Source organism: Bradyrhizobium sp. CCBAU 45321 (assembly GCF_028128975.1).
GTDB classification, from domain to species: Bacteria; Pseudomonadota; Alphaproteobacteria; order Rhizobiales; family Xanthobacteraceae; genus Bradyrhizobium; species Bradyrhizobium yuanmingense.
The window spans coordinates 42,781-54,811 of sequence record NZ_LFKZ01000127.1; the positions used below are offsets into that span (position 1 = coordinate 42,781).

The 12,031-nt window shown below is 59.2% G+C and carries 11 protein-coding genes and 2 pseudogenes; 8 read left to right on the plus strand and 5 right to left on the minus strand.

Annotated elements, in window-relative coordinates; genetic code table 11:
* Positions 1–543 precede the first annotated feature (543 nt).
* Entirely contained in the window at positions 544–753 is a 210-nt protein-coding gene (locus tag ACM43_RS25515; protein WP_014493150.1) for a hypothetical protein, read from the minus strand.
* Between the two features lie 136 nt (positions 754–889).
* Complete coding sequence (locus ACM43_RS25520) at positions 890–1,255, minus strand: hypothetical protein (RefSeq protein ID WP_271543758.1); 366 nt, start codon at positions 1,253–1,255, stop codon at positions 890–892.
* Positions 1,256–1,430: 175 nt separating this feature from the next.
* Here ACM43_RS25520 and ACM43_RS25525 point away from each other — a divergent pair, with 175 nt between their 5' ends.
* The 3 genes and pseudogenes from ACM43_RS25525 (at position 1,431) to ACM43_RS25535 (ending at position 4,006) form a co-directional block, all read left to right on the plus strand.
* Complete coding sequence (locus ACM43_RS25525) at positions 1,431–1,847, plus strand: S26 family signal peptidase (protein WP_271543759.1); 417 nt, start codon at positions 1,431–1,433, stop codon at positions 1,845–1,847.
* 179 nt (positions 1,848–2,026) lie between these two features.
* On the plus strand, positions 2,027–2,743 hold the full coding sequence (locus ACM43_RS25530; protein ID WP_014493153.1) for a lytic transglycosylase domain-containing protein: 717 nt from the start codon (positions 2,027–2,029) through the stop codon (positions 2,741–2,743).
* Between the two features lie 199 nt (positions 2,744–2,942).
* Positions 2,943–4,006 (plus strand): annotated as a pseudogene (locus tag ACM43_RS25535) (IS110 family transposase).
* Between the two features lie 445 nt (positions 4,007–4,451).
* Here ACM43_RS25535 and ACM43_RS25540 read toward each other — a convergent pair.
* Positions 4,452–4,625 carry a hypothetical protein gene (locus ACM43_RS25540; protein ID WP_271544319.1) on the minus strand — a complete coding sequence of 58 codons (174 nt, stop codon included), beginning with the start codon at positions 4,623–4,625 and terminating at the stop codon, positions 4,452–4,454.
* A 373-nt stretch (positions 4,626–4,998) separates the two neighbouring features.
* On the opposite strand from ACM43_RS25540, the gene ACM43_RS39000 reads away from it, so the two are divergent.
* The 4 genes and pseudogenes from ACM43_RS39000 (at position 4,999) to ACM43_RS25550 (ending at position 7,155) form a co-directional block, all read left to right on the plus strand.
* Positions 4,999–5,193 carry a hypothetical protein gene (locus tag ACM43_RS39000; protein WP_430648216.1) on the plus strand — a complete coding sequence of 65 codons (195 nt, stop codon included), beginning with the start codon at positions 4,999–5,001 and terminating at the stop codon, positions 5,191–5,193.
* Positions 5,194–5,418: 225 nt separating this feature from the next.
* On the plus strand, positions 5,419–5,706 hold the full coding sequence (locus ACM43_RS39005; protein ID WP_442869347.1) for a DUF3363 domain-containing protein: 288 nt from the start codon (positions 5,419–5,421) through the stop codon (positions 5,704–5,706).
* Between the two features lie 129 nt (positions 5,707–5,835).
* A pseudogene (locus tag ACM43_RS39010) lies at positions 5,836–6,234 on the plus strand (DUF3363 domain-containing protein); the annotation flags it as partial.
* Positions 6,235–6,951: 717 nt separating this feature from the next.
* The gene (locus ACM43_RS25550; RefSeq protein ID WP_018640766.1) at positions 6,952–7,155 is read left to right on the plus strand and encodes a hypothetical protein; all 204 of its coding nucleotides are present in this window, start codon (positions 6,952–6,954) and stop codon (positions 7,153–7,155) included.
* A gap of 1,248 nt (positions 7,156–8,403) precedes the next feature.
* Here the strand turns inward: ACM43_RS25550 and ACM43_RS25555 are convergent.
* A complete protein-coding gene (locus ACM43_RS25555) occupies positions 8,404–8,622 on the minus strand; it encodes a hypothetical protein (protein ID WP_145642295.1) in 219 nt (72 codons plus the stop codon).
* A 231-nt stretch (positions 8,623–8,853) separates the two neighbouring features.
* Positions 8,854–9,054 (minus strand): hypothetical protein, encoded by a 201-nt coding sequence (locus tag ACM43_RS25560; RefSeq protein ID WP_018640763.1) that lies wholly within the window; start codon positions 9,052–9,054, stop codon positions 8,854–8,856.
* Between the two features lie 725 nt (positions 9,055–9,779).
* Here ACM43_RS25560 and ACM43_RS25570 point away from each other — a divergent pair.
* Complete coding sequence (locus ACM43_RS25570) at positions 9,780–10,073, plus strand: hypothetical protein (RefSeq protein WP_271543765.1); 294 nt, start codon at positions 9,780–9,782, stop codon at positions 10,071–10,073.
* Positions 10,074–12,031 lie beyond the last annotated feature (1,958 nt).

Sequence of the window (12,031 nt, forward strand, 5' to 3'; positions counted from 1 at the left end):
CGTAGGTTCGAATCCTGCCGCCCCAACCACCAAACCCTCTGAAATTCTCTTATTTCATCGCAAAAATTGCGATTCCGTCCCACGAATTCCGACGCGGCATCGTTCGCAAAAATTCCCGTTCAATTTCAATGACTACCAACTTGTATCGGCGGCTCCACGCAGCAAGGACGCAGCATGGACTCGCTTGATCGCTAACGCATCACGCCGACTTATAGCTTCGCGGGTATCCGAACGTCTTCCTGGAGGAAGCCATTGTAGAACTCTTCAGCTCTCTTTTTGATGATCTTTGCCTCGGCTTCTGAGCGTGCGCACAACTGATCGTTGACCTTGATCGTCGCGATGCTCAATTCATCGACGGCGCATTGCAGTACCAATGGTCATCGGGAATCCCAGTGGGGCCCAGGAAGGCGATTTTCGCGGCGCATCGGGATTTTGAAGGTGAATGATCTTAGAAGGGCCTCGGCTTGCTCTTGAAGCTTAGCGCGCACCGGCTCGTCTTCCGGGTCATTGCCGAAGAGGACGCGTTTCGAATAGCTCACGAGGTTATTCCTCCTGGCTTTCGACACGCACAGGGATTTCAATCACAGGCATGAGCGCTTCCAACGTTCCGCGGTAACGGCGCACGATGCGATTGTAGAGGTCGGTCACGCGGCGCGCCGTAACAGACACGATGAGCGCGTATTTCAGCTCCTGCTTTTTCTTGCTGTTGTGTCCTTCCGCGCGCGCATTGTAGTGAATTGAATGCGGGAGCATCGAGCGAGCGTCCCCGATATGTATTCTCGGCATGGAGGCAATTCTCCCATTCCAGGCGTCGCGGCGCAACTCGTCTTCGGCGACCGTGGGCCGATCCTTGCCGAAGAAGCTCTTCGATACAGCATGCGTTGCCTTGTCACGTACCTTGCCCGCTGTTCGGTCGAAAGATCACATCCAGACCCGCGCGCGTGTAGTTGCCTGGATGGTGGGGGTCGACTTCGGTCGCGTAAACAAGCGTCTCCTTGATCTTGACCAGCCCTTCAAGAGGTTCGTCAGGAACGGGGATTGGCGCCCTTATGTACTTGGATGCGGTGATCGTTCCCTCGAACACGACGCGGACGGTATCGTCATTGCAGATCGCAATTTCGGCAAGATGTTGAGAGGCGCGACCCCGGACCTCGACATGCGGGATGTCTATGGGTTCGGCGCAATGCACGAGCAACGCGCGAATGGCAAGCGGACTTTGGGATGAGCCGAGGTGCGCGCGAATTCCGACACCCATACGCAGGGTGCTGGGAGCCGCAAAGCTCCTGCCACCCGTGGGCCACCAGGCGTGGCTTCACCGGCAGAGGATCATGCGATGATCGGCAGGTTCAAGACGCTGACCGCGATGCTCGGCGGTGCCGCGGCTCTTATCGCGCCTATCGTTCTCGAGATCACGCCGCTCTACGTCTGGAATGCATCCGAGAGCGTACCGTTCGGCCTCTATCGTTTGCGACCGGTTGACAGCCTGTTTCGTCACGGAACTCCTCGCCGTACAGCCACCGGAGCCGCTTGCAAGCTTCCTCGACCTGAACGGCTATCTGCCGGCCAGAGTGCCGATGCTTAAGCGCGTGCTGGCGCTTCCGGGGCAGACCGTCTGCCGAAACGGGCTCACAGTTTCTGTCGACGCGATCGAAATGGGGCAAGCGCGGGAGCGCGATGACCGCGGCCGACCGCTCCCGAAATGGCAGGGCTGCCGCGTCGTCGGCGAGGGCGAATTCTTCGTCATGAACTGGCAGTCCGCCAACTCGCTGGATGGCCGCTATTTCGGGTTCTTGCCGACATCGGCCGTGATTGGCCGAGCGTTCCCTGTGTGGACTTGGGAGGACTGATCGTGCGCGTGTTGAGAGTCCGATCTGCCATTCCTCTGTTCGACCGAGTGCGGCACCATTCCTCCGTCCCGACCAACAAACGCACAGCCGTCGCGCGCAGCGGCGGTCCAGGGCGGCCGGAAGGCCGGCGCGAAGCGACTTTACCCTGGACGGGCGCGCGCACGGCGGCATGCTTGTGCTTGTTCGAGAGAAGCCTGCGCGTTGTCGTGCCGCTGTTCCTCGTCCTGGCCGTCAATAACGCTACTGCTGTCGCCCGGATGCGACCTGCGGTGGCTACGGCGAGTTATCGAACTGGCGATCCATTTGCGGCTTTCGTCGAGGAGGCCTCGCGTCGCTTCGGCGTCCCGGTGCACTGGATACGCGCAGTCATAGACGTCGAAAGCGTTGGAGACGTGCGCGCCAAGTCACCGAAAGGCGACATGGGGCTGATGCAGATCATGCCGGAGACTTGGGCAGATCTGCACCTGCGGTACCATCTCGGCAGCGATCCGTACGATCCCAGCGACAATATTCTTGCGGGTACTGCGTATCTTCGCGAAATGCACGATCGGTATGGTTCACCGGGCTTCCTTGCAGCCTACAACGCCGGACCTGCTCGCTACGAGACGCATCTGGCCGGCCGTCCATTGCCAGCTGAGACCCAGGCCAATTTGGACAAGCTTGGACCAGTGGTCGGCGACGACATCACAGGTTCGGAGGCAGTTGCGAACCTGCAGCGATCGGCAGCGGTGCTCTTCGTTGTGCGGTCTGGAAGCTCGAAGACCGATGCACGGCTGCAGCCTGGGCGCCCGCCGAACCGGGCTCCGACGGCCGCTGCCGTTCACAACATCTCGGCCATCGTGCCACAGGCAACAGGGTTGTTCGTCGCGAGATCTGATGCAGGACGCCCGCGATGACCGAATGCGCAACCTCGCAAGCATTGGCGTGCGCTGGAGAAGAATGTGCGGAAAGGCGATGGAGGTGGGGACGCACGACAGCAGGACAGCTCTTCAAATCGGGCTTCGAGATACCGATGCACGGGGATAAGACGGTCGTGGCCGAATCTGGAGCCTGGTGCAACGACTTGCAAGGTCGTTGCCACAAGGGAGAGCTCCGATGAAACTGTACGTTGGACTGGACGTCGGCCTTGAAGAAACCAGCGTTTGCATCGTTGATGGCGAGGGTCTCACGGTTCGCGAAGTCAAGGTCAGCACGGAGCCAGAGGCGATCCGCTCCGCTGTAGAGGGCTGCGCGGATCGCCTCGATAGAGTGGGGGTCGAGGCGTCATCGCTAGGCTTCTGGCTGTATCGCGAATTGCAACCAGCTGGACTTCCGATGATTGTCGTAGAAGCGCGCCATATGCGCGTTTCGCTTTCGACAATGCGCAATAAGACCGACCGCAACGATGCGCGCGGCATCGCGCAGATGATGCGGCTGGGCTGGTATCGCGCCGTCCATGTCAAGAACATCGAGATGCAGAAAATGCGCTCGCTGCTGGCGAACAGGAAGCTGCTCAAGCGCAAGATGATCGACCTCGAGAACCACATTCGTGGCACGCTGAGGGCTTACGGTTTGATGGTTGGAGCGGTCGGCCGCGGAGGATACGAAGCGCAGGTCCGCGAGCTCATCGAGCACAGCGATCCGGTATTCTCCGTGATGATCGAGGCCATGTTGGACGTACGGCGAGCGATCTTCGAGGGTTACGAACGATTGCATAAGGTACTCCTGCAGGTGGTCCAACATGATACGATTTGTCGTCGGCTGATGACCGTACCCGGCGTCGGTCCCGTTGCGGCTCTTTCGTTCAAGGTTGGTGTCGATGACCCTCTCCGGTTTGCGCGATCTCGGACAGTCGGCGCGCATTTTGGTCTGACGCCAAGGCGACACCAGTCTGGAACGTCCATCGACTTCGAAGGCCGAATTACCAAACAGGGCGACGTCGCAGTTCGCTAAGCGCTCTGCGAGGCGGCCGCTAGCTTGTTGCTGCGGGTCAGGAAATGGTCGGCCTTGCGGGCTTGGGGCCTGCGGATCGCCAAGCGGTCGAGCATGTTGTGCGCGGCGTCGCGGCTGTACGCAAGCTTGCGAGCATTCTGCACAGGATGTGGGTCAATGAGACCGACTTCCACGTCGGCTTCGGTGCCAAGGTCACGCAACGATTGCGCTTAAAGCCTGCGCAGTAACTTCTGTTGGATCACGGAGGATGAGCGCTGGTGCTGCAGCCGGCATGCTGAGAAGGAGCAACAATTAGAGATCCGGGCGCGCGGTGAGCGTCCCCTGGCGGGCCGCGAAACGGGGAATGTCCCCTATTTCTTGCCTGCTTTACGTGATGAGAGCGCCAGACTGCTTGGACAGCCCTGTTTACGAACCTGATGAAGAGCATGCGACGGCCATAGTGCTGAACGCGAAGGAACGCATGGACCCCGCCTGGAGAATGCAAACCGCGGTCGCGGCTTTGGTGAGGTGTGTGCGTTGTGTTGCAAGGAGTGCGTGATGTTTGAAGTGCAGAAAGTCGCAGAAAAGCGTAGACGTGGATTGACTTTGCATGCCCGATTAGGAAGGCGAGATAAAAGGGGCTCGCCGGTCGAACCGCAAGCCATTGGCATGGCTTGGGTTTTGGCGTGCCGGTCAGTCGGGGCGCGTGCCGCGCTTTGCATTTTGACCAATGGAATCAAAGGCGTCTTCGGCACCATGTGCGATTTTGATCGTTGGCAGGCCTTGCGTGAGCGTGGGCGACAGCGATCTGCGTATTCGGCCTGGACGCATCCGCAGTACCCGCGCGCCGAAGCCGAAGAGCTTCATCAACCAGGTGCTGCGGGCCGCGAAGAAAGCAGGACACACCTCGGGGCAGGCCGCAGCTGGCAGGCGTGCTGCAGCCTATGGGCGCTCGACGTTTGGCCGCGGCAGGCTGTCCTTTAGCCGCGCCAGATTGTTCAGCCCGACACGCCGCGTTGTGGTGAAGGCACGCGTGGTTCGTCACACAGGGCGAGCCTTTCGCTCAGCGCCGCTGACGACCCACATTTTATATCTGAAGCGTGACGGCGTGACCCGGAGCGGCGAGCGGAGAGATGTTCGATGCCGCCGGTGGCCGCACCGATAGCGCAGCTTTCGCAGAACGCTGCAAGGACGACCGGCATCATTCAGGTTCATCGTCTCACCCGAGGACGCCGGCGACATGACCGACCTGAAGGCCTTTACCCGCGATCTCGCCAGACAGATGGAAATCGACCTTGGTACGCGCCTCGATTGGGTGGCTGTCGATCATTGGAACACCGACAACCCTCACGTTCGTCTTCTCGTTCGGGGAGTAGATGAGGAAGGAGCGGATCTCGTGATCTCCCGCGACTACATCAGCCAAGGCCTGCGCTGACGCGTCGAGGAACTGGTCGCCATCGAACTCGGTCCAAAGCCGGAGCACGAGATCCGCAATTCGCTCGAGAGGGAAGTCACGGCGGAACGATGGACGCGGCTCGACCGAGAGATCCGGCTGATGGCCGATGAGACAGGCTCGATCGATCTTCGCCCGGAGAATCCCGGTAAGTCCGATCCCGAGATCCGGCGCCTGATGGTCGGTCGTCTTCAACACCTGGAGAAGATGGGCCTCGCCGCACCCGCCGCGCCAGAGGAATGGATGGTCGGACTCGAGGCCGAGCGCAGCTTGCGCGACCTCGGTATGCGCGGCGACATCATCGAGACAGTGCACCGCGCCTTTGCCGAGCGCGGAGAAGCTCGCGGCGTTGCCGACTTCATTATCGAGGGCGGCCAGCCGACATTCCAGATTGTCGGACGACTTGTCGACCGTGGACTGCATGACGAACTGACCGGCGAGGCCTATGCTCTGATCGACGGAACAGACGGACGGGCGCACCATGTGTGCTTTTGAGGGCTCGAGGCTTTCGAACATGCACCGCCGGTCGGCGGTATCGTCGAGGTCCGACGCTTGGGTCAAGCCGGCGATCCGCGACCGACCGTGGTGCTAGCGACCCGTTCCGACCTCGATCTCGGTGGGCAGGTGACGGCTAAAGGAGCAACCTGGCTCGACTACAGGCTCGTCGAACGCGACCCGATACCGCTCGCCATGGGTGGATTTGGCCGCGAGATCCGCGACGCCATGGAGGCCCGTACCGAGCATCTGATCCAGCAGGGCCTGGCCCGGCGGCAGGGCCAACGCATCATCCTGCAGCACGATCTCCTGGACACGTTGCGTCGACGCGAACTGGACGAGGTGGCAGCAAAGGTCTCGGTCGGCACCGGCCTGCCTCGCGTGAATGCCGCCTCCGGGGAGCATGTGGCGGGAACGTATCGCCAGGCTGACGCTCACCTCGGGACGCTTCGCCATATCGATAATGGGCTCGGTTTCCAGCTCGTGCCTTGGTCCCGCGAACTCGAAAAGAGGCTCGGCCAACACGTCACCGGTGTCGTGAAGGACGGCGGTGGAATCGAATGGGGCTTTAGTCGCAAGCGCGACCTCGCTGCCCATCGTCCCAGCTTTGGCCGCGGCTGCACCTGCCGCTCGTACTCGAAGGAGGTCTCTCCCGACCTCAGCACCTTCCGAACCGTGTTCCGCGACACCTTCAGGTCACGGGCGTCTCGCCCTTCCCCTGAGAACTCGGCGCAGTCCGATCCGTCGCGGGTGCCGTAGCGCACGTCCAGGAGGCCCCTGAGAGCCTTGGCGGGGGCCCATAGTTCGGCTTGCCGGGAAACTTAATTCCCGGTCAAGGCTGCTTACCGACCGTGGCCCATCCCAGCTAGTTGTTGCAACTTGCAGCACGTCGTCGGATTAGCCATCGATGGCAGAGTCGTTCGGCAATTCGTTCACGATTGTGGAGGTGGCCTCAGACGATGCGCCGCCAGCGAAGCGGCAAGCCAAGTCAGGCGTTGACACTCGTCCTCGCGGCTGTCCCCGAAGGCTGGACGGCGGAAATTGTACCAGCGCTTGTTACGGAAAAGCAGCAAGGGCTGTTTCAGGAACTCAACCTCCAACCCGGTGACGTTTACAAGCTCACTCCCGAGTGAGACAGCTTCATTTGGCGTCCTTTTATGCTAGACAATTTTCTTGCCGGGATGACATCGGGCCTGCGTTTGGGAACTGTCCAACTCTGTTCTAGGTTGCCTCGTGGACCGCGCAATGCAGCTTCGCCATTTGGAACAGGCCGAACGGCACGTCGCCCAAGGCGAGCGGAATATTGCCAAGCAAGAGGAGCGTATTGCGGACTTGGCTCGCCGAGGAGCGAACACAACCGAGGCTCAGAAGCTTCTAAACACCTTCTTCGCCATTCAGATGCAGCATATCCAGCACCGCAACCGCATCCTCACGGAGCTGGAAGAATAGGAGTTTGTATAGCGGCAACGCTTGCCTGAGATGGTTCGGTATTTGAACGACCCTTGCCGACCGACCGATGACAGACTCCTGCAAAGCAGCCCTCCCGAGCCGCAGGATCCCGGCCCCATCCGTGAGCCTTGTTCCCTTCGTTTTCGGCATTCGACGCGGGCAAGAAAAAGCTGTTGGGTCTTTTGAATGTCGGAGATGCCAACAGCCGTGTTTGGGATGACGAAATAGCGTGACCGAAAAGCAGCCCGTCCAAAGCCTTCGCCGGGGGGCGGCATGGAGGAAGCTCGACAGGCCGCGCAAGAGTGTGCCGACGATCCCGGGCTACATGACGAGCTTCGGCGAAGATGAACTAAAAGCCGATCCAGTTGGCGGCTCTATTTGCTAGCCCGATGTTGTCCCAGCTCGGACCTGGCGAGAGCGGCTAGTGCTAGTGCGCCACTATCAGGATCATAGCGGACCTCATACAAGGGAGTTATTAGTACGCGCCCTAGCTTGGGGCGATTAGGAGGAAATATTCAGACCGGCGAGAACTATATCGCAGTCCAAATGGCGACGCTTGGTTCATCGGGGCGCGAGCCGACTAGCGGTCATGCTTTTATTATTCATCAGCCCAATGCCCCTTCTGGTGGCCGCCTTTCTCACATTGAATTGGGCGAGCTCTTGCGTGACGGAAATGGAGTCGAACCGCAAGCGTTGCCGCGACTGATCGGAACACTGGTCGAGGTACCGCTGTTTGCCCAGGTCCGGAAGTGCTCCCCAAGGCTAGCAACAGACCCGCCGTTACTCAGTTCGCTAAGTTTGAACGCAGCTAGTCCCGGGACTCGGCGTTCTGAATAATCTCACCATTCAGCCATTCTTGCTCATCGGCCAAAGTCCTTCATGCGGTTTCTATGCGCTTGTACCGGTGGAAAGTTGGATCTCGGCAGCGCGCTCGGCAGTTCTCTGCATTTTGGAATGCTGCGATTGCTTCAAGCTGTCCTCCGTTAGGATGGACATGGGATTGGCCCGGCTCGCGATCAATGCAGTCCGGTCTGACAATTCTCCACCTAACGGGCTGTAAATCGGCCTAGCTAAAAGCAACGCGACGCTAGGTACGGAAGAAAACGAACCAGACAACGGCCATAGCGAGCACAGCGACACTTACGCTGATGAGAAGCAGCAAGAGGATCGAGGGCCCGGGTTCGGCTTGACGCGCTTCCATGGGTGTTTCGATAATGATGCCGTGCTTTTTCTTCACCATGGTTGCAACTAAATTTTGGGTGCTAAGTCGGCGCGGTCAAATACCGGGACAATCTCAACATCCTCCGGCAAGGCACCCGATGGCGTGTCTTCCGCAGCATGGCGCAACGCTTCGGTGCTTGCATCCAATCCATCGGTAGTTTCGTTCGCGCCGCTACCAGCGTCGTGACGACGTGACGGGACTTGACGGCCCGCATCGGCTTCTGTGTTGGGTATCTTTGTGGACATAAGATATCCTTTCGTTTTGGATACCAAGCTGTCCCAACGACTATGGTTCCTACCCTGGCTGAGCGCCGAGCAAGCGCAGGCGTCTTTGTGCACACGGGAGGTTACGCACAAAGTTGGGTACAATTATGTCTCATGTCACTGTGTTGTGCGCTGCCAGCGCACGATGAAAGTCAGGTTGGGCTACCGCCGACGAAGCAATTCCTTATTGGCAGCGAGCGCGGATTGTGCGCGTCATGAGTGCGAGTGTAGCGCGGATGAATTTGGTCTGCCTACCGGCGGAATCTCCCCGTCCAGCCACTGCTGCTCCTCGGCGAGCGCGCGCCAAGCCGCCTCCATGCGTTGATAGCGGCGCGCGGCGGGGGCCGTCCGAGCCTGCTCCGCGAGCTGCGCGCAGTTCTCGGCGCACTCAAGGTATTCGCGGGTACGATATATGATACTGCTACTCTCGACTGATGGGTGTTGCTCTCCTGCCATTCTCCAGATCGATGTCCGGCCGGTCAGGAGGGAGTTGATCCTTCTCAGGATTGCCCTTCCACGGTTCATTTGTCTGCTTGTGATGGGGGGCGTCAGTCTGCTGCCGCGGATCATCCAGCGGCGTCTCGCGCGGGTCTTCGTCTTGTGGGCGTATATTTTCCATGATGGGTAACGGAAGCGGCTGGCGATCCGTTCCTACGGTGCATAGCAACAAAAAGCTCCCAAAATGCGTTTAGGGGGCATGCAGCGCATAGCCCTATCGCCTTCATTCTTGCCAGCGTGGTTCTCGCCCTCCCCTTGTCGGGAAGGGTGGCGCGAATGCGAAGCACCATAGCGCCGAGCAGTCCACCACAGTGGGAGGGCGAAGTAGTCCGCCATCCACACTTAGCCCGGCACTTCATCGGTGCTACGTTTAATGAGTATGTGTTCAATGTGGGCACATATCCATGTCGGTGCGTGGGCTGGTCACCGAAGAGCCAATCTGCACTCAGGCATCGAAAGCTGCGGCGGAGCTATGCCAGACCATCTGGCGCGCCGTTAAGCGGCGGGTTCTCAATGGCATCGATCCGGAGCATCCCCAGAACCGTGAACCTAATGGTGTTATCGAGTTAGCCTGTTGAGAGTTGCCTGAGCCGCACCGCGTAACTTGCCTTGCTGTTGCATTAAAACGACGAGAGCTCCGCATGAACGCTGATCGTCACTACGCCGTCGCCTCTATCTTGTTTGATTACGTAAAAAGCCCATCCTTGAAGCACCTGCGTGAGCCGCATAGCGTTCACAAGGTATCGCGCGAGATTATGAAAGCGCTGGATGGAGCAAGCTCCGTGTGGAAGAAGTGGGGAGAGTCGGCGAGAAGAGGCCGCACAGGCAGCGGCTCCATCTGGATACCCGTCGAGGACCTCCAGGCGTTTCTGAATACGTTACCCGGCCTGCCGTTGACGAAAACGGATGTAGAGCAGAGTCTGCGCGCTATTTGAGAAGAACCACATACAAGGTATCCCAAGGACGAACTCAGAAATGGCTGTGTCGCATTGTGTCAGTCAGACAAGGGAAACGGCACCGAGATGCGCGCGATCATTGGAGCGTTGCAGGAGCGCATCGAGCGCGAGGAAGACAGGCTTAGAAACGGAGCAGGAGCAAAGCTATCGGCGCTGGAGAGAGGAAGAGCGAATAAGGCTGGAACAGCGGTTTCTGTTGGGCGCGGATTGTGCGTGGACCAGAATCGAGAGATCCGAAGCATTCTATTGTCGCCGCAACGGTCGTGCGTTCCGCATCGCGCAGGGCAAAGACAAGCGCTGGACCCTGTGTCGGGTTGAAGAAATTGACGACGAGGGCGAGTCGCTCGGCACTTATCAAGGTCGCGGTGATGCGAACAAGGCACTGAAGAAGATTGCTTACGCTCCCCAGCCGCAAAGGTAAGCCCCCCTGAAGAGAGTTCACCAAAGCGGAGTCGGTCGAGATTTGCTAAAGAAAGTATGAAAAGCTTATCGTTTTCTGCCGACGTTGATCGAGGGCGCGTTCTGCAGTCGGATGAACTGGACGAACTCGAACCGCAACAGGAGATTGACGGCATGGCGAAGGGATAGCAACGCGGCAATCGCGAAGCCAAGAAGCCGAAGAAAGAAAGACTAAGGTGGTAGAAGACTAAGCGCATGAGAACGGACCTGCATCAGCGGCCCGATTTCATTTCGGGCTCGATTTCCAATGCGCATGAGAGCGGCGCAGCGCGTCCCGGGTGATGTCCCGCCAGGGACGTCGCATCGGCACATAGATGGAAGTAACAGATCGTCGTCGCACATGGCTACCGACCGTAGGCTGGGACCCGTCTGTCAACCACCGGCGCCTATGACTGGGCCTTGGCCGGTGGTGGGGCAACCGCAGGAGATGAGGTCGTTTGGCCCCTGAGAACAAAAACGCCGCCCGCTTAAATAAAGCGCAGGCGGCGGCTTACCAGCCCGGGAGGGAGACTGTAAAATCCCGGTATAGGTTGGTCTCTTCGTGGAGTGCAGAAGTTCATCACGCGAACGAGAGCCAAGCTTAAGGTGGCGCCTGTAGTCCGGCGAGGTCAACCACCTGTTGATCTCTCCTGCAACATCGATGTGCCTGGCCTTTCGCAAGAGCTCTGCGCGGCGAACGCCAACGGGCAACTCCTTGACCTGTAGACTAGGCGGAGATTGATCACCTCCTGTGCGAGGCGATATTCGAGTGTCGATGATTGGTGTGAGGGCCGTCGAGCCGCCATGTTTGATGCTCCGCTGCGGGTCAAGCGGGAGCGCAACTTGCGATCACATCACCGTAATTGCTAAGGGGCGCGCGATGGCGGACAGTGCGCCTTTCGGTGCTGGATAGCGAGCACTTGTTTCGGCTCCCGCTAGGAACTATTCGAGTTTCTGCCGCAGGCCGACTGCCGTCATGCGGTGATCGCTTCCGCGCGCGGGCTGGTGTTCGCGACCTATGTCAGGCTCTTAAGGCCAGACGCCGCCAACTGAGGCGGCCTCTCTGCGCTGGTAGGTTTATGTCGGAGCGCGCAGACCTGGTGAATCCAGCCACTTATTGACGATAGCCGAGTTATCGATCCGGTTGGCCATCCGTAGAAGCTCGTCGCGTCGAACGCCATGAGGCATACCCTCAGCCTGCTTGCGCAAGTCAATTGCCTCGTCCTCTAAGCGGTATTGAAATATCGATGATTGCTTGAACATGGGTGCTCGCTGTTCGGTTAGGCGGGAGCGCAATTGGCGTTCTCAGCACCGATAGAAGCCATGAGCCGGACGGTGATAGGCGTTGTTAACACCTGTGGCAGACCAGGTCTGAGCAATTTTGACCATCCGCTTGGGCGCACTCGGCGACCGGCCGGCGCGTCCCATAAGAGCACGAGTCGGTTAGAACGGCCCGCAGGTGACGAGAGTTTCGTGGTGGCTTGTCTTGCCTTCAATAT

Excerpts from the sequence above, each read along its gene's own strand:
- ACM43_RS25515 (WP_014493150.1), bottom strand. The coding sequence starts at position 753 with ATGCTCCCGCATTCAATTCACTACAATGCGCGCGCGGAAGGACACAAC.
- ACM43_RS25520 (WP_271543758.1), bottom strand. The coding sequence starts at position 1,255 with ATGGGTGTCGGAATTCGCGCGCACCTCGGCTCATCCCAAAGTCCGCTT.
- ACM43_RS25570 (WP_271543765.1), top strand. The coding sequence starts at position 9,780 with ATGAACGCTGATCGTCACTACGCCGTCGCCTCTATCTTGTTTGATTAC.
- ACM43_RS25550 (WP_018640766.1), top strand. The coding sequence starts at position 6,952 with ATGCAGCTTCGCCATTTGGAACAGGCCGAACGGCACGTCGCCCAAGGC.
- ACM43_RS25525 (WP_271543759.1), top strand. The coding sequence starts at position 1,431 with ATGCATCCGAGAGCGTACCGTTCGGCCTCTATCGTTTGCGACCGGTTG.
- ACM43_RS39005 (WP_442869347.1), top strand. The coding sequence starts at position 5,419 with ATGGGCCTCGCCGCACCCGCCGCGCCAGAGGAATGGATGGTCGGACTC.
- ACM43_RS25555 (WP_145642295.1), bottom strand. The coding sequence starts at position 8,622 with ATGTCCACAAAGATACCCAACACAGAAGCCGATGCGGGCCGTCAAGTC.
- ACM43_RS25540 (WP_271544319.1), bottom strand. The coding sequence starts at position 4,625 with ATGAAGCTCTTCGGCTTCGGCGCGCGGGTACTGCGGATGCGTCCAGGC.
- ACM43_RS39000 (WP_430648216.1), top strand. The coding sequence starts at position 4,999 with ATGACCGACCTGAAGGCCTTTACCCGCGATCTCGCCAGACAGATGGAA.